Source organism: Neobacillus mesonae, assembly GCF_001636315.1.
GTDB lineage: Bacteria > Bacillota > Bacilli > Bacillales > Cytobacillaceae > Neobacillus > Neobacillus mesonae.
This window is the reverse complement of record NZ_KV440949.1, coordinates 976,232-992,913: the sequence shown is the minus strand read 5'-3', so window position 1 is coordinate 992,913 and position 16,682 is coordinate 976,232. Positions and strand designations below refer to the sequence as shown.

17 protein-coding genes are annotated in these 16,682 nt (G+C 38.5%); 14 read left to right on the top strand and 3 right to left on the bottom strand.

The annotated features are described in order from the left end of the window. Positions 1-16 precede the first annotated feature (16 nt). The 3 genes from A6749_RS05065 to A6749_RS05055 are packed head-to-tail and all read right to left on the bottom strand — an operon-like array spanning position 17 to position 2,192. A complete protein-coding gene (locus A6749_RS05065) occupies positions 17-1,258 on the bottom strand; it encodes a type II secretion system protein (protein ID WP_066385973.1) in 1,242 nt (413 codons plus the stop codon). Further along, entirely contained in the window at positions 1,255-1,719 is a 465-nt protein-coding gene (locus tag A6749_RS05060; protein ID WP_066385972.1) for a prepilin-type N-terminal cleavage/methylation domain-containing protein, read from the bottom strand. Before A6749_RS05060 ends, A6749_RS05065 begins: the two co-directional genes overlap by 4 nt. A 2-nt stretch (positions 1,720-1,721) precedes the next feature. Next, a complete protein-coding gene (locus A6749_RS05055) occupies positions 1,722-2,192 on the bottom strand; it encodes a prepilin-type N-terminal cleavage/methylation domain-containing protein (RefSeq protein WP_066385971.1) in 471 nt (156 codons plus the stop codon). A 263-nt stretch (positions 2,193-2,455) separates the two neighbouring features. Here A6749_RS05055 and A6749_RS28040 point away from each other — a divergent pair, with 263 nt between their 5' ends. The 14 genes from A6749_RS28040 to A6749_RS04985 all read left to right on the top strand — a co-directional run bounded on the left by A6749_RS28040 (position 2,456) and on the right by A6749_RS04985 (position 16,622). Next, positions 2,456-3,433, top strand: coding sequence for a hypothetical protein (locus A6749_RS28040; RefSeq protein ID WP_066385970.1), 978 nt, complete (start codon positions 2,456-2,458; stop codon positions 3,431-3,433). A gap of 40 nt (positions 3,434-3,473) precedes the next feature. After that, positions 3,474-4,787, top strand: a complete 1,314-nt coding sequence (locus A6749_RS05045) for a G5 domain-containing protein (protein WP_161487111.1) — start codon at positions 3,474-3,476, stop codon at positions 4,785-4,787. Positions 4,788-4,802: 15 nt separating this feature from the next. Further along, the gene (locus tag A6749_RS05040) at positions 4,803-6,464 is read left to right on the top strand and encodes a GspE/PulE family protein (RefSeq protein ID WP_066385968.1); all 1,662 of its coding nucleotides are present in this window, start codon (positions 4,803-4,805) and stop codon (positions 6,462-6,464) included. 12 nt (positions 6,465-6,476) lie between these two features. Then, the gene (locus tag A6749_RS05035; RefSeq protein WP_066385963.1) at positions 6,477-7,526 is read left to right on the top strand and encodes a type IV pilus twitching motility protein PilT; all 1,050 of its coding nucleotides are present in this window, start codon (positions 6,477-6,479) and stop codon (positions 7,524-7,526) included. Further along, complete coding sequence (locus A6749_RS05030; protein WP_066385960.1) at positions 7,519-8,724, top strand: type II secretion system F family protein; 1,206 nt, start codon at positions 7,519-7,521, stop codon at positions 8,722-8,724. Before A6749_RS05035 ends, A6749_RS05030 begins: the two co-directional genes overlap by 8 nt. A gap of 143 nt (positions 8,725-8,867) precedes the next feature. Next, on the top strand, positions 8,868-9,329 hold the full coding sequence (locus tag A6749_RS29255) for a prepilin-type N-terminal cleavage/methylation domain-containing protein (RefSeq protein WP_066385955.1): 462 nt from the start codon (positions 8,868-8,870) through the stop codon (positions 9,327-9,329). Next, positions 9,329-10,084: a prepilin peptidase gene (locus A6749_RS05020; protein ID WP_084797637.1), complete on the top strand. Its 756-nt coding sequence runs from the start codon at positions 9,329-9,331 to the stop codon at positions 10,082-10,084. The genes A6749_RS29255 and A6749_RS05020 overlap by 1 nt, the downstream gene beginning before the upstream one ends. A 12-nt stretch (positions 10,085-10,096) precedes the next feature. Then, positions 10,097-11,089, top strand: a complete 993-nt coding sequence (pilM, locus tag A6749_RS05015; protein ID WP_066385953.1) for a type IV pilus biogenesis protein PilM — start codon at positions 10,097-10,099, stop codon at positions 11,087-11,089. Next, positions 11,089-11,907 (top strand): PilN domain-containing protein, encoded by an 819-nt coding sequence (locus tag A6749_RS05010; RefSeq protein WP_066385951.1) that lies wholly within the window; start codon positions 11,089-11,091, stop codon positions 11,905-11,907. The genes pilM and A6749_RS05010 overlap by 1 nt, the downstream gene beginning before the upstream one ends. Next, positions 11,904-12,680 (top strand): hypothetical protein, encoded by a 777-nt coding sequence (locus tag A6749_RS05005; RefSeq protein WP_066385949.1) that lies wholly within the window; start codon positions 11,904-11,906, stop codon positions 12,678-12,680. Before A6749_RS05010 ends, A6749_RS05005 begins: the two co-directional genes overlap by 4 nt. Positions 12,681-12,815: 135 nt before the next feature. Next, the gene (locus tag A6749_RS05000; RefSeq protein WP_066385947.1) at positions 12,816-13,904 is read left to right on the top strand and encodes an SPOR domain-containing protein; all 1,089 of its coding nucleotides are present in this window, start codon (positions 12,816-12,818) and stop codon (positions 13,902-13,904) included. Between the two features lie 238 nt (positions 13,905-14,142). After that, on the top strand, positions 14,143-14,715 hold the full coding sequence (locus A6749_RS04995) for a Maf family protein (RefSeq protein ID WP_066385944.1): 573 nt from the start codon (positions 14,143-14,145) through the stop codon (positions 14,713-14,715). 38 nt (positions 14,716-14,753) lie between these two features. After that, complete coding sequence (gene radC, locus A6749_RS04990) at positions 14,754-15,443, top strand: RadC family protein (RefSeq protein WP_066385942.1); 690 nt, start codon at positions 14,754-14,756, stop codon at positions 15,441-15,443. A gap of 156 nt (positions 15,444-15,599) precedes the next feature. After that, on the top strand, positions 15,600-16,622 hold the full coding sequence (locus tag A6749_RS04985) for a rod shape-determining protein (RefSeq protein ID WP_066385941.1): 1,023 nt from the start codon (positions 15,600-15,602) through the stop codon (positions 16,620-16,622). The last annotated feature ends 60 nt before the right edge of the window (positions 16,623-16,682 follow it).

Below are 16,682 nucleotides of genomic sequence, written 5' to 3'. Positions count from 1 at the left end.
TACAATCACACTTTTTTTAATAATCAACATCACTAATTATCGGACTAACTTCATTGCCCCAATTAATTTGGAATGCTGGAGGTACATATGTCCCGCATTCCTTCTTGAAAGTTTCCAAATTAATATTACCTTCTCCTACAACCTCTTTGTATTCGTATTCATTTCCTGTTTTCTTTGTCCATTGGTATACCTTCCCAAGTACTATAAGATTCTCAGGTTTATCGACTGTTTTACTATCGTTTATTTTTAAATCACCGTGAACACACATTTTTGAGGAAGATATATTTAGTTTTTGAACCGTTGCATTTTCACCGACATAAACAAAGGAACTATTTGTAATATCAAATTGTTGTAAAACTGATAAATTTTTTCTAACTAACAATTTTGACATAATATCAATTTTTAAGTTTTGTTGAAATGTTGCATTACCATTAGTTTCGATTTGCATTTTTGTTTGACTATTCATGTTTTTACCAACGATAATATCACCGTCTGCATGAATTTTAATATCACTAATATTATTTTCGTTCCCCTGTCCTGTAAGGGTAAGCGTACCAGTTGTGTAAATTGTCTTATTACTTGAAAGTAAATTATTCCCATCAAAACTTGTGTTAGCTTCAGTGTAAACTGGATTACATTCCTCTAAAATTTCACAAAGCGTTTCTGGCTTAATAATATTATTATATGTGGGGAGTAGGTAATCATTAGGGTTATTTGTTGTTGGCAAATTAATAATTGTATCTAAGTCTAAGTACATTTCTGTTAAAAGTGTCGTATCCTTGCCATCCTCATTTCCAATGACCTTAAAACTAATATTTATTTTATAGGAATCAGAAGCTGGATCAGCTGTTGCAACGAAATCTTTCATATAAAATGATGCATTGGGATGGTCATCAATTTGAACTGGAGCTAAAGTAGTACCAGTTGGGATTAAACTTTGGAGTTTTTCAGCCATTTTGACAGTTGCTTCCTTTTTAAAGTCTGTTGTCGTAGATGCTCCGGGGTGACTCATAATTGAACTTACGTAAGTATTTACCTCACTCCGTTTTGATTCGTACATTTTTTGAATTTCAACTTGATAATAGGATATTCCCATTTCAGCTGCTGAAACAGTAGTGGCTTTTTTTTCAATCATTTTATTTTGTTTTGTGGTTGATAAAGCCTGTCCCATAAATGAAAGGGCAAGAATCATAAAAACAGTTATAATGAGTAAGACTGTTACTAGTGTATAACCTTGCTCATTCTTAACACTCTTCATTGGTATTTAACCCCTTTAATTCGATAGAGATAGGTATCCATCGTTATTTTATTATTTGGATCATTCTTAACACTGATAGTAATTTTTAATTGAACGTCATTATTTGCTCGATTAGGAACGATGGGAGGAACTACTGAATTTTTTATGTCATATTTAAAACACATATTTGGATGGCTGAAGATCTCAGTTTCTGTTGAATTATCTTTATTTATAATTTCCACTTTAATTTCACAATTTGAGTTAATATTCTTTAAGTTATATTCTTTAGCGGTTTGGTGAATCCCTAATAAATTGTTAATTAAAAGGTTCATTTCTTGTTGCATCTGGTTTTTGGAAATTGCCTTTTGCGAAAAGTTAAACCCTTGGAAAAAAATGCTCCATATTATAATACTTACGATAGACATTATTACTAATGTTGCCAAAACCTCTACTAATGTTAAACCTCGCTCATTTTGATTCAATTTTATTCTCTCCTTGTTATGTATCCGTAAGTTTCAGCAATAATGTTTCCTTTTTTATTTTGAAGTTTAATAACAATTTGGTGAACATGTAATACACTTGCACTTTTATCAGGGGATTTTTTTATTTTGATTTGAACATGATACTGATTTTTGTCGGTTTCAAAATAATAGTAGTTCGGATATTTATTATAATCAAAATGTGTATAATTAACATTTTCGTTGACGTACGAGGGAGTGAAGCCGATTATTCTATCAGATTGAGAAATAAATGTTTTCACCTCATTTGATTCCTGCCAACCGACCAGAATCTCTTTAGCAATATTGATTGCCTGAGATTTTTCCTCGTTTTGTTTATTCATAAGTCCCATTTGAGGGAAAAATCCCATAATTGATATTAAGATAATTGATAAAATAACAATTGATGCGAGAACCTCAACTAATGTTACGCCTTTTTGATTTTTTAATAATTCCATAGAATTTAAACCCTTCCTAGCGAAAAAATTTCATTCTAAAATAATCTAGATAATATCTAATGCATCATTGGTAATAGAAAACAAAAAAACAGTAGTTAGTACCCATAAAAGTTTTTCAGCTTCTTTTAAAATCGTTAAGAGTATTATACAATATTTAGTAGACGAATTTTGTCTAATTTTTGCATAAAACCACAAAAAAGTTATTTTTATGATGAAAAATGTAGTTTATAGTACATAAAGACTAGTGAAGGGATAGTGAATAAATGGTAACGTTTATATGGGCCTTTTGTTCTATGGTTGTTTTAATGTTAATTTTTTATTTTTTAAGAATTGGATACTCTTTAAAAGCGAAAGCAATTTTAGTATCCATTAGTTTCTTGTTATCATTAGGCGGTCTCACAGTGGTTGCCATTATTCCACTATGGCAGACTGCGTTATTACTGTTATTACTTAGTATTTCAGCAGCTTATTTCATGAATAGCCGGATGGGGGCGCTATTTATGCAGCAAAAGCCTGCATTTGAAGAAGTAGCTGACAAGGAGTTAGACCTACAGGAACAAATAGATTCTTTAGAAAATCGAAATAGTATAAATTTAGTTAAAATTGACGAACAGCCACTAACACCTAATTTAATATCAGGTGAAATGAATCGAATTTCCAATATTATTGAGGATACACAAGGTAACGAGCTTGATATTATCGTTGAGGATATTTCGCTTATTTCCGAAAACGAAACTGAGTTGGAAATCAATGATCCTACAGAAAATACTAGCTTACAAGAAAATGAAAGTATAACGGCTGGGAAATTCGCAACTAATGCAATGGATGATTTGTTGGGTGATATTGCATCTGTTGAAATTCAAAAAAGAACCAATATTACAGATAAACAGGAAGACCCTTTGGATGCTTCACTATTTGATTTTCTTCTTGCAGAAAAAGAAGTCGCGCCACATAAAGAAGAAATACTAGAAACATCAATAGATAATGACTATCTATCGGAAATTGAAAGTTTATTAGAATATGAGTCCACTGATTCATTCAATAAGGAGGAAGATATTATTATTGAAGAAATTGATGATCTTCCTGTTTTTGATATTCAAGATGCAAAGAATCTAGGTAAAGATGAAGATCAGCTTGATGATTCTCTTTTCGACTTTCTTCTTGCCGGAAATAAAGAAGCAAATCGTGATGATGAACTGGAAGCAATTGATCAAAAAGAAAAACTCAGTTTGCAAAAGTAATTTTGATATTATTATTTGGGGTTTGAATGGAGGAAAAGGTTTGGGCAAGAATCAGCAGCTGATCAAATTATTTGTTGTATTGCTCTTTTGTACAGCATTTATCTTTAGTTCCTCCCATTTTGGGGCAAAGGCATTTGAGAGTATGACAAATGCAGACGGGAATTTCTCTGACGGTACATCAATCGGAGTATTGGATATTTCGGGGGAAACTTCAGAAGAAGCTAGAGGTTTGTTAGAAGAAAAATTTCCAGAATGGATTAAAGAAGCAAAAATCGAACTGCAATATGGTGAAAAAATTACACCATTTGATTTAAATGATTTTCATCTTGATGCCCAACAAACGGTAGCATCAATCAAAAACGGGCAAAAAAATACGGCATTCATTACAATTGATAAAAGTCAAGTTAGCGCACAACTGGAAATACTTTTTCCTAACCTAAAAACTAGTGATATTGACATGGATAAACTGACAACTAGTTTAAATGCGACAGCTTCTCTTTTTGAAATAAAAGCTCAAACTTTTAACTTGTACTCTGATTATCTAGCATTTGACAAAATAAAAAAGGATGCTGTCCTTAATAAAGTAACCGTTCAGCTCAAAGAGATCCCTGATAACCTGGAATCAATCATTCAGGAAAATCCTAAAATCGATATTCCGGAAGAATCAACGTTCTCTTTACTTGAATATGCTAAGAATCACAAAATTACCCAAGATGATGCATTAAACGTGATGGCTACCGGTATTTATGAAGCAATAATGCCAACCAACTTTTCAATCATTGAAAGAAATATTGGGACTGAGCTCCCCGATTACGCACATTTAGGATTTGAAGCTAAGATCAATCCAAGTAAAAATACTGATTTAATCATCGCTAATCCGAATAAAGCAAAGTACTCACTGCATCTAACGCTGGATAATAATCAGCTAAATGTGATTTTAAAAGGTGAAAAGTTCTTCAATAACTATGAAATCAGCCTGCAGAACAAGCAGACACTGACACCAAAGAAAATAATTCAGTACAGCCCTCAGCTGCTCCCAGGAAAGATAACTATCCAAGCAAAAGGGAAGGATGGGCAGATTGTACAGATTTATCGTGAAGTCTATCAGGATAACGAATTAATTAAGAGTGAGTTAATATCAGAGGATTATTATCCAGCAGTATATCAAGTGGAAATTCATGGCCTTGGAGTCAGCAAGCAAAGTACATCGACCCCAACAACTGGAAACCAATCGAATGATCAAACAACAACAACTAACCAAAATAGTGGTACCACAACATCTCCTTCTGAAACAGAACAGCAGGATACAGATAACAGCGATCTATGGGGAAAGCCGAATGAACAGCCAAAGTAGAGGAAGGGAATGTATATGAAGCAAACACGAAAACTACTTGGTGATTTATTAGTAGAAGAGGAATTAATTACACCCGAGCAGCTAAAAGTGGTGTTAAACGAAAAAAGCCCAAATCAAAAACTGGGGGAAGCCCTTTTACAAAAAGGCTTTATCAGTGAACAGCAGTTGATCGAGGTACTAGAATATCAGCTTGGGGTCCCGCATATCAGCTTAATCCAATATCCATTTGAAACGAACCTTTTTACGTTGATTCCAAAAGAAACGGCGAAACGGAATTTAATTATTCCGTTAAAAAAAGAAGGGAATAAATTGTTTGTCGCAATGGCTGACCCAATGGATTTCATCGTCATTGATGACTTGCGTCTATCAACCGGATTTCAAATAGAACCGGCGATTGCGACAAAGGACGACATCCTAAGGACCATTAATAAATATTACAATATTGACGATGGTTTGGAGGAACTGCTGGACGAATTGCCGCAAAATGAGCGAGGCAGAACGGACGATATTACCGATCAAGACTCGCCGATTGTCAAGCTGGTAAACCAGATCATGACAAGTGCAGTGCTACAAAAGGCGAGTGATATTCATGTTGACCCGCAGGAAACGAAAATCGTTGTCCGCTATCGGGTTGACGGTGTATTAAGGGTTGACCGAACACTGCCAAAAAGCATGCAAAACGTCTTGACAGCCAGGATTAAAATTATGTCCAACCTGGATATTACCGAGCACAGGATTCCGCAGGATGGCCGGATTAAATTAAATTTGGATTTCCATCCAGTAGACCTTCGCGTTTCAACACTTCCAACGGTGTACGGCGAGAAAATTGTTATGCGTCTGCTTGATATGGGTTCCACCTTAAATGATCTTAATAAGCTAGGGTTCAACACATTAAACATGAAGCGATTCAATCAGATGATTGAACAGCCAACAGGAATTGTATTAATTACAGGGCCAACCGGGTCCGGTAAATCATCTACCTTATATGCTGCATTAAATAAAATGAACAGTGATGAAGTGAATATTATTACCGTTGAAGATCCTGTGGAATATCAGCTTGAAGGGATTAATCAGGTTCAAGTGAACACTAATGTCGGGATGACCTTTGCGGCAGGACTTCGTTCGATTCTTCGGCAGGACCCGAATATCATCATGGTAGGGGAGATTCGTGACAAAGAAACAGCCGAAATTGCAGTCCGCGCATCTTTAACTGGTCACTTAGTGTTAAGCACATTGCATACAAATGATTCACTAGGAACGGTAACACGGCTGATTGACATGGGGGTTGAGCCTTTCTTACTTGCCGCTACGTTAAGCGGTATTGTAGCACAGCGTCTCGTTCGGAAAGTATGCCGTGATTGTATGGAGGAGCATGAACCATCCAAACGGGAAATCGAAATTTTTGCCCGCCGCGGGATGAAGATCGAGAAGATTATTCGTGGTAAGGGCTGTGCCTCGTGCAATATCACCGGATACAAAGGCCGGGTTGCCTTGCATGAGGTGCTCGTGATTAATGACGATATTCGACGAGTTATTATGAATGGCGAGAATTTTCAAAAGTTAAGAGAAATAGCGATTAAAAATAAAACCATCTTTTTGATTGACGATGGTTTGTTAAAAGTGAAGCAAGGATTAACAACAACCGAAGAAGTATTACGTGTTGCCATTCTGGAATAGGAGTAGGGTTGCATGAAAGAGAAAATTGACCAAATATTAAAGGCGGCGATAGAGTACAAAGCGTCAGACGTCCACTTAACTGTTGGAGTACCGCCGATCTTGCGTATTAACGGAGATTTAAGAAGGTATGGGAGTGATATACTACTTCCCGAAGTTACAGAAGGAATGGCTCAGGCCATTATTCCGGAAAATCTATGGGAGCAATTTAAAGAAAAAGGAGAGCTTGACTTCTCTTACGGTGTCCCGGGTGTTTCGCGGTTTCGTGTTAATGCCTTTCATCAACGGAAAAGTGTATCTTTGGCCCTTCGTGTAGTAGCATCAAAAACACCTACAATTGAAGACCTCCAGCTGCCGGGAATAATTTCAAAATTAGTTGAAAAACCGCAGGGACTAATCCTTGTTACAGGACCGACAGGAAGCGGTAAATCTACTACACTTGCATCCATGATAGACTACATGAACCGAACAATGCGAAAGCACATTATTACATTAGAAGACCCAATTGAGTACCTTCACCGGCATGGGAATTCAATCATAGACCAGCGTGAGGTTGGCTTTGATACGATATCCTATGCCAACGGTTTAAAAGCCGCTCTCCGTCAGGACCCAGACGTGATTCTAGTAGGGGAGATGAGGGACTTGGAGACCATACAGATTGCGATTACAGCGGCAGAAACCGGCCACCTTGTGTTATCTACACTACACACATCCAGTGCCCCGACAACAATCAACCGGGTCATTGACGTCTTTCCGCCTGCTCAGCAGCAGCAAATCCGTATCCAGCTATCATCTGTTCTAGTGGGGGTTATTTCACAGCGATTATTCCCGACATCAGATAAAAAAGGCAGAAAAGCAGCAACAGAAATTTTAGTGAATAATCCAGCAATCGCCAACCTCATTCGCAATGAAAAGATTCACCAAATCCCAAGTATCATGCAAACGTCCCGTGCCCAGGGAATGCATACGTTGGAGATGAGTATAAAAGACCTAATTGACCGCAACCAGATTCAATTAGAGGCAGCATCCCAATTTTTACATGAGAAAATGATGCAAAATGCCTAGGTTTAAATATTCGGGGCGTGACCGAAAAGGAAAGCGGCAGGGCACCGTGAATGCCACCTCTAAGCGGGAGGCAATGGTCAAATTAAATGGAGATGGAATCCGGGTTATTGAAATAACAGAGGTTCCGGAAACGTTATTAACAAAAGACCTTTCCTTTGGAAATCCAGTTAAACTTCAGGATTTTGTCATTTATTTACGGCAATTTGCCACTCTTTTAAAGGCCGGAGTAACTGTCGTAGAGGCAACATCTATTCTTGCTCATCAGACGGAGAGTAAGGCTTTAAAAAGGGCATTATTTGATGTTGAGCAGGAGCTACGAGAAGGGAATCCACTTTCTAAGGCAGTCTCAAAACATAACAAAATATTTAATTCGATGTTCGTTAATATGGTCACTGCCGGTGAGGTCAGCGGTAATTTAGATGGAACGTTGGAACGGTTGGCTGAGGATTTTGAAAAACAGCATTATACTAAACAAAAGATTGTTTCAGCCTTAACATACCCAGCGGTTATTGGTATTTTAGCCATTGGTGCGGTTATCTTTTTATTAGTTTCGGTTGTTCCAACATTCGTAAATATGTTTGCTGAAATGAATGCTGAACTACCTGGAATCACTAAATTTGTGCTTTCTTGTAGTGAATTTATGCAATCATTTTGGTGGCTAATTGCATTGCTTGTCATCTGTATTGTTTTATTCTTTATATATATTAAGAAGAATAATCAAACAAAATACTATTTGGATTATGCACTATTGAAAATGCCGGTATTCGGTAATGTACTGCAAAAAGTAGCTTTGGCACGTATGATGAGAACTCTAAGTACACTATTTTCTAGCTCTGTACCAATTCTCCAGGCCATGTCCATTGTAGAGAAGGTAGTAGAAAATGAGGTTATTTCAAAAGTAATCCGCGAATCCAGAAACACTCTTGAAAAAGGTCTTTCGATGACAGAACCAATGGAAAAGCACTGGGCCTTTCCTCCTTTGGTTACTCAAATGATTTCAATCGGTGAGGAAACTGGGGCTTTGGATGCAATGCTAGCTAAAATTGCTGAATTCTATGAAAAAGAAGTAGAACAGGTAACGGACCGGCTTAAATCTTTAATAGAGCCGATTATGATAGTTCTTTTGGCAGGGGTAGTCGGAGTTATTGTGCTATCAATAATGATGCCAATGTTCTCCATGTTCGACCAAATGAGCTAAAAAATAGTGTTTTCATCCTTCTTGTAACAAAAATGTTAAAGTTAGGACAAAATTTGCTAAAAACTTCTTTTCAATATATGACAGATATTGTATACTCATAGAGAAATAATACTAGGTTAAAAGAACCAGGAGGGGATGGAGAAATGGTAAAAAAGTTAGGTTTGAAACTTAAGGAACAAAAAGGTTTTACGTTGATTGAATTATTGGCTGTTATTGTTATTTTGGGGATTATTGCGGCGATTGCGATTCCTGCTATTTCAAATGTTATAAACAAGTCGCAGGAAAAAGCTAATGCTGAAGAAGGATTGCAGATTATTAATGCTGCAAAATTAATAATAGCTAACAATGAAGCAACAATTGATTCTACCACTTTAAAAGTTACTATTGATCGGGATCCTGCTACTGGTGTAGGTCTAATGGATTATCTTGATCGTGTGGATGCAAAAAATCCATTCCAAGTTGAAGTAAAGAAAGCAACTGTTGCATCAGGTGGTAAATTAACTTATACATTAATTAATCATCCTGCTGCAGATGCGCCAAATAATGCTACTGGTGATACTGGCAAGTCAATTTCAGAACAAGATCTTATAGATAAAGCTAAATAATGATTAGCAGTGTACTTTTTGTCTATGGTCTTCTACTAGGATCTTTTTTCAACGTTTTCGGTCTGCGAGTACCAGAAAAGAAATCTATTGTAACACCAAGGTCCGCATGTCCAACCTGCGGGCACCAAATAAAACCATACGAATTAATTCCAGTAGTATCATACTTAATCCTAGGGGGAAAATGCCGCGGCTGTAAGTCGCGGATTTCCCCTATCTATCCAATCTTTGAATTGTTAACAGGAATCTTGTTTGCAGCAGCACCATACTTTACCGGATGGTCAGGAGAATTATTAGTAGCCTTAACGCTAATATCCATGTTTATGATTATCACAGTTTCAGATATTCACTATATGATCATCCCTGATAAAATTTTAATTTGGTTTGCAGGGATTTTTTTATTGGAACGAATTATTTGGCCGCTCACCCCTTGGTGGGATAGCCTTTTAGGAGCAGTCATTGGTTTTATCCTGCTGCTGATCATCGCCATCGTCAGCAAAGGCGGAATGGGTTTTGGTGATGTGAAACTTTACGCTTTACTAGGCTTGGTACTTGGTACTAAACTAGTATTGTTATCCTTCTTTTTTTCAACACTATTTGGAGCTGTCATCGGCGGGCTTGCCTTACTTTTGAAAATTGTCAAACGGAAGCAGCCCATTCCATTTGGACCGTTTATCGCGGCTGGAACGTTAACAGCTTATTTTTGGGGATCGGAAATAATTTATTTTTATATACAATTCCTTCAAGGATTTGACTAAGGGGTTTTTTGAATGGCTTTTTCCCTGTTTTCACCTAAAAACCGAATAATGAACCTTGTCTTAAATGACCATTCGATTCGCCTGCTTGAATTAAAACAGGTCAATCCGCCTGCCGCACAACGGTGGAGTGAACGCTTTTTGCCGCCTGGCATCATTCAAGATGGGAAAATCATTGACAAAGATTCCTTATCGAACATCTTGGACGAGTGCATAACGGAATGGAAGATTCAAAGGCGCCAGGTTCGCTTTCTAGTACCGGATCCACTTGTTATTATCCGGAAGGTTTCAATACCGGCGGAAATTCAAGATGATGAAGTAAAGGGATATCTTTATTTAGAACTTGGCTCGAGCATCCATCTGCCATTTGAAGAACCAATCTTTGATTATTACCCGCTTACGAATAACGGGCAATCAAAGGAGCTTTTATTATTTGCAGCACCAGAAGAGAATGTCATGGAGTATTCTAAACTATTGTCTAAGCTAAAGCTTAATCCGGTGGCGGCAGATATTTCGCCTTTAGCGTTGTACCGTTTGTATTATCAGCTTGACCGGGCCGGTACGGATGAAGTTCTGTTTACCGTGCAATTTGACTTGACGAGCGTCAACCTCTCCATTTTTCAAGACACGGTTCCGCTGATCATGCGCCAGTTTCCGCTGACGTTTAACATGGAGCAATGGAATATAAAACATGATGTTTCAGGGGCTCTTGTCTATAAATATATTGGTGATGAGGATGAACTGGTGCTTCAATTTGAAGATATTTTTCGTGAGATTAATAAGTTAAGTGATTTTTATCGCTACTCCTTAAACAGCGAAAAACATGATATTACTAAATTTCTGTTAAACGGGGACCATCCGATGCTCCAAGCCATTTATGAAGAAATGAAAGAGAGATTTGAAATCCCCGTTGAAATGATGTCGCTTACCTCAGAAGATAAGGATCAAACTGGTTTTCCTGTCAGTCAATTCTTGCCATTAGGTCTTGCGTTAAAAGGGGTGCAATGATGTTAGTCGATATTAACCTGCTCCCCCAAAAAGAACCAAAGAAATTTGCATTCATTATTACTTTATCCAGTTTACTAGTGATTTTATTAATCGTAGGCAGCTTTTACCTTTGGAAGATTAATGCTGTTAAAGACGAAATTGCTTCAGTTGATAGAAATATCTCAATGACGACCAAGGTTGTTGAGAAAACAAATCAAGCTGCTCAATTGAATGAATCAGCTAATTCAATCAACCAATTAAAAACAGCGATTGAATGGGCGAAGGAATACCCGATTCAATCCGTTCCGGTCATGAGAAATCTGACTGCGTTATTGCCTGATCGCGGTTTTATTCAAAGCTTCGGTTATACAGAGGAAGGTACCATTACGTTAACGATACAGTTCGATACTGCTAGGGAAGCGGCATACTTTTTAGATAATCTAAATGAATCCAAATGGGTTCAAGAAGCAAGCTTAAACTCCTTAACGACAGTAGCCTTGCCTGAGGCGGAAACCTCGGGACAAGCGACCACGACAGTTAATACTAATAATGGAACCCAGAATAATGGAACTGTTTCAAATACTACTGGGGACCAAAGTAATGGTCAGACAATCAATAATACTAATACAACAGGAACTGCTGACTCATCTCAAAATACTAATATAAGCAGTACTACTAATACTGCAGTATCCACAAACAACAGTACGGAGAAGAAAAAGGTTAATAAAGATATTCTTCCTCGTTATAATGGACAATACGAGATTAAACTTAATAAAGATGTTATGAAAGAAATGATTAACAAAGATAAGAAAACGGAGGAAGGGGTGACCGGCTCATGAAGCTTAACGCCTTCAAAAGGAATAAACTTATAATCGGAGCCGGTGCACTTATTTTAGTGTTGGTTATTATCATTGCTCAGTTTACTTTTCTTTCTCCGTTACAATCTGATCTAGAAATGAAGCAGCAATCCTTAAAATCTGAACAAAAATTGCTGGAAATTGCCTCCCGAAAAAATACGGTCGATACAAAGAAAACAATTCAGGATACAAGAGAGCTGCAAAAGAAGCTGCCCGTAAAAGCGCTGGAAGAACAGCTCATTTTGGACTTAGAAAAGGCTGAAACCGTTTCGAATAGTAAAATAAACTCAATGGGCTTTGCTAAGGATGCCGATGTCGGTACCGCACCTGATCAGCCAAACGGGCAAAATGCAAATGATCAGCAAAACACCACGAATGAGGATACCGCAAATCAAACCGCTCAAGGAACTGATGGACAGCCGCCAGCACTGCCAACGCCAGCAGGAATGAAAAAACTGACAGTAAACTTGGCGGTTGAATCACCAAGCTATAAAGATTTTGAAAAGTTTGTTGGGACGATTGAATCTTTAAAGCGCATTGTAATGGTAGAGTCAATTAGCTATGCGGGCGGCCAGGAAATAACTAGTGTTGACCAGGAAGATCAGCCGTTAAGCTTCAGCCTGACCATTTCCGCCTTTTACATGCCAAACTTAGCTGACTTGGCTGCGGACCTGCCGAAGATTGATGCACCACAAGGGGCTGGAAAGGATAATCCATTATCACAGTTTCCAGTTGTTACGAATAACAATCCTTAGTTAACTCGATCTGCGAACTTTTAAATAATTTGGCGAAACTCTACGATAACAAGACGACAAAAGTCTTGTTATTTTTTTTTTTCATTATGATAGGATGGAACAAATTAGCTATTTATAGAGAAAGGAGTACGCGCTGTGGACAAGCCTAAAAAGGGCACAATCACGATTAAAATAAATGGAGACAATAAAGCCTATCAGGAAGAACTTCGTAAAGGCGAGACGAAGGAAAGCGGCCCGGTAAAGGATAAAATCGTAGAATTAGATCCTAACAAAATAGAAGAGGATACAAAATTAGAAGTGGCAGCAGCACAGGAAAACGAGGAAGAGAGCTTCGACTGGATCATTCCCGAATCAATGGAGAATGACGAAGAGGATAGTAAGGTTCCGATGGCTAAAGGAAAGGGGAAGGGAAAAGGCCAACAAAAACCAAACAACAAAAAAACGGTTTCGTTTTCAAATTATTATAAAAAGAAAAACGGCAAGCCAATCAGTTCCATTTTGGTTACGGCTGTTTTTGCGATTCTCATTGGGACAACCATCGGTGTATTCATGCTCAAACTGCTGAACGGCCCTCCTGTTGAAAAGTCAGTCACCACCCCGCCAGTCATTGAGGAACCGAAAAAAGAAGATACTAAGAAGCCTGCTGCCGGCACAACATCGATAACAATCAAACAGCAAACAGCCTTTGTTGTTCAGGGCGGCGTATATGGTTCGAAAGAAAGTGCTGATAACGTTTCTAATCAACTAGCCTCTCTTGGCGTTCCAACCCAAACAATCAATATGGATGACAAATTCTATATTTTTCTTGGGGTGACGCACACCATTGAGGACGCTAAATCATTGGCTGCACAATATAAAGCAAACGGAGTGGAAGATGCCTTCGCAAAACCGTTTTTACTAGAAGAAAAGAATCTTTCCGGTCTTAACGCAAATGAAAAGAACTTTTTAGATGCGATTCCAACCATTTATGAAACTCTTTCTTTAGTTACTTCGGGTGCGCTATTAACCAATGATCTGTCCGAAGATGGGAGCAGTGCATTAGCCATAATTGAAAAGAAATTAAATACAGGGGGAATTACGAATAAAAAAGTAACAAGTTTAAAATCCGAATTACAAGGTGCGGATAAAAAAGTAAAGGAATTTGAAGGTTCAAAAGATGCTAAGAGTTTAAAAGAATCTCAGCAGCACTTATTGAATTTTTTAGCTGCCTATTACTCACTGTAAATCTGTTAAAACAACCTATGTCAAAAGTCGCTATTTTCCGGGAAATTATTTTATCAAAATAGCCTGTTCCAAAAGGGGCGGGCTTTTTGGAGTGACAAGATTAGGAACGTGGGCAAAATTACTGCATAATTTTCCAAAATTCATCAAAATTTAATGATATAAAAATTGTTTGCTTCTTCGATTTCTGATACCATTAACATGTATCTCCCTTTAGAAGCAAAAAAGGTAAGGTGATGACATGCAGAACCTCATTTTAGCCTCTTCTTCTCCACGGCGAAAAGAACTACTAGAAAATCTCCATCTAACATTCGCAATTTCAAGCAGTGAAGTTGATGAGAGCTTTGATCCAAAGCTTTCACCGGAAGAAGTAGTTATGGAATTAGCTGATCGCAAAGCGAGAAAAGTTTTTCAAGACCATCAAGACGCTTTTGTAATCGGCTCAGATACGGTAGTGGTTGCGAATAATCAAATCCTAGGGAAGCCAAGCGATGAGGCGGAAGCTATTTCAATGCTACAAACTCTTTCAGGAAAACAGCATGAAGTCTACACAGGTGTATCCATTGTGTCGCAAGATAACTCGACGAAGTTTTTCGAAAAAACAGAAGTATGGTTTTGGGAGTTAACGGACGACTTGATACGTTCATATGTGAAAAGCGGTGAACCGCTTGATAAAGCAGGAGCATATGGTATTCAGCAGCTAGGAAGTATGCTTGTCAAAAAAATACACGGGGACTATTTTGCAGTTGTCGGTCTGCCAGTTTCACGGACGATACGGGAATTGAGACGGTTAGGCTATCAGCTGCCGTATTAGGCCATCATTAACTCCCTGCCACTTAGGGAGGAAAAGGTGTGTCTACCAAAACATTAATGATTCGTGATTTTCCGCAGGATGAACGGCCAAGAGAACGTTTTATACTTCACGGGCCTCAGAGTCTTTCGAACCATGAATTGATTGCGATCCTGCTGAGGAACGGTACGAAGGATGAGTCAGTGCTGCAGTTAGCAAATCGTATGCTGACCCATTTTGAAGGGCTGCGGCAATTAAAATCCGCAACACTGGAGGAAATAACCGAAATCAAAGGGATTGGCACGGCCAAGGCGATTCAAATTCTTGCCGCTGTAGAAATTGGCCGAAGAATTGCCAATCTGAACTTCACCGACCGTTATGTGATTCGTTCACCGGAGGACGGCGCCAAATACGTTATGAACGATATGCGCTTTTTAACGCAGGAGCATTTTGTTTGTTTGTACTTAAATACAAAGAACCAGGTGATTCATAAGCAGACGGTTTTTATTGGCAGCTTAAATGCTTCGATTGTCCACCCGCGGGAGGTCTTCCGTGAAGCATTAAAACGCTCAGCCGCTTCGGTCATTGCGCTGCATAATCATCCTTCTGGGGACCCCTCGCCAAGCCGTGAGGATATAGAAGTCACGAAGCGTTTAGTTGAATGCGGGAAAATTATCGGCATTGATTTACTCGACCACTTAATCATTGGGGAAAATAAGTTTGTTAGTTTGAAGGAAAAAGGATATGTATAAGTCTATGTTTTTATTTGACGTTGCGATATAATATTGGTTATGATTTTTTAGGATGTTTTTTGAAATAGCTTATTACTATTTTAACAATAAAGACATGATATAAAGGTCATACCTGCCTAGTTAAAGCAATTCGTATCAGAAAGGGAGATACACACGATGTTAGGAATTGGAACAAAAGATCTTGGAATTGACTTGGGTACAGCCAATACCCTTGTGTACGTAAAAGGTAAAGGAATCGTATTACGCGAGCCGTCAGTGGTGGCGTTGCAAACAGATACAAAAAGCATTGTCGCTGTCGGAAATGACGCGAAAAATATGATTGGCCGGACGCCGGGCAATGTAGTGGCATTAAGACCTATGAAGGACGGGGTAATTGCTGATTTTGAAACAACTTCAGCATTAATGAAGCATTTGATTCGTCAAGCGGTCAAAAATAAAGGACCTTTTGCAGGTAAACCATATATAATGGTCTGTGTTCCATCAGGAATTACCGCGGTTGAGGAACGCGCTGTAATCGATGCGACAAGACAGGCTGGGGCTAAGGACGCATATACGATTGAAGAACCGTTTGCAGCCGCAATTGGTGCCAATCTTCCTGTTTGGGAGCCAACCGGCAGCATGGTCGTTGATATCGGCGGCGGTACGACTGAAGTAGCGATTATTTCTTTAGGTGGTATTGTAACCAGCCAGTCGATTCGTGTGGCCGGTGATGAAATGGATGATGCAATTATTACTTATATTAGAAAAAATTATAATTTATTAATCGGTGACCGGACTGCGGAAACGATTAAGATGGAAGTCGGTTCGGCCGGTGTTCCTGAAGGGATCGACAATATGGAAATTCGCGGCCGTGACTTATTAACCGGTCTGCCAAAAACAATCGAAATTACACCGAAAGAAATTTCCGCTGCTTTAAATGATACCGTATTTTCCATCGTTGAGGCAGTGAAAAATACTTTGGAAAAAACTCCGCCTGAACTTGCGGCCGATATTATGGACCGTGGCATTGTCTTAACAGGCGGCGGGGCGCTGCTTCGTAATTTGGACCGTGTGATCAGCGAAGAAACGAAAATGCCTGTATTAATCGCTGAAAACCCGCTCGACTGCGTGGCCATCGGTACCGGCAAGGCGCTTGATAATATTCAGCTATTTAAAAACAAAGCGAAAGAATCTAGATAAAAGAAAAGCTCCAAGCGCCCGCTTGATGACGTATCCTTGTCGCTAAACGGGCGCTTAAGC

Excerpts from the sequence above, each read along its gene's own strand:
- A6749_RS05020 (WP_084797637.1), top strand. The coding sequence starts at position 9,329 with ATGATTAGCAGTGTACTTTTTGTCTATGGTCTTCTACTAGGATCTTTT.
- A6749_RS04995 (WP_066385944.1), top strand. The coding sequence starts at position 14,143 with ATGCAGAACCTCATTTTAGCCTCTTCTTCTCCACGGCGAAAAGAACTA.
- A6749_RS05040 (WP_066385968.1), top strand. The coding sequence starts at position 4,803 with ATGAAGCAAACACGAAAACTACTTGGTGATTTATTAGTAGAAGAGGAA.
- A6749_RS05010 (WP_066385951.1), top strand. The coding sequence starts at position 11,089 with ATGTTAGTCGATATTAACCTGCTCCCCCAAAAAGAACCAAAGAAATTT.
- A6749_RS04985 (WP_066385941.1), top strand. The coding sequence starts at position 15,600 with ATGTTAGGAATTGGAACAAAAGATCTTGGAATTGACTTGGGTACAGCC.
- pilM (WP_066385953.1), top strand. The coding sequence starts at position 10,097 with ATGGCTTTTTCCCTGTTTTCACCTAAAAACCGAATAATGAACCTTGTC.
- A6749_RS28040 (WP_066385970.1), top strand. The coding sequence starts at position 2,456 with ATGGTAACGTTTATATGGGCCTTTTGTTCTATGGTTGTTTTAATGTTA.
- A6749_RS05065 (WP_066385973.1), bottom strand. The coding sequence starts at position 1,258 with ATGAAGAGTGTTAAGAATGAGCAAGGTTATACACTAGTAACAGTCTTA.
- A6749_RS05035 (WP_066385963.1), top strand. The coding sequence starts at position 6,477 with ATGAAAGAGAAAATTGACCAAATATTAAAGGCGGCGATAGAGTACAAA.
- A6749_RS05005 (WP_066385949.1), top strand. The coding sequence starts at position 11,904 with ATGAAGCTTAACGCCTTCAAAAGGAATAAACTTATAATCGGAGCCGGT.
- A6749_RS29255 (WP_066385955.1), top strand. The coding sequence starts at position 8,868 with ATGGTAAAAAAGTTAGGTTTGAAACTTAAGGAACAAAAAGGTTTTACG.
- A6749_RS05055 (WP_066385971.1), bottom strand. The coding sequence starts at position 2,192 with ATGGAATTATTAAAAAATCAAAAAGGCGTAACATTAGTTGAGGTTCTC.
- A6749_RS05030 (WP_066385960.1), top strand. The coding sequence starts at position 7,519 with ATGCCTAGGTTTAAATATTCGGGGCGTGACCGAAAAGGAAAGCGGCAG.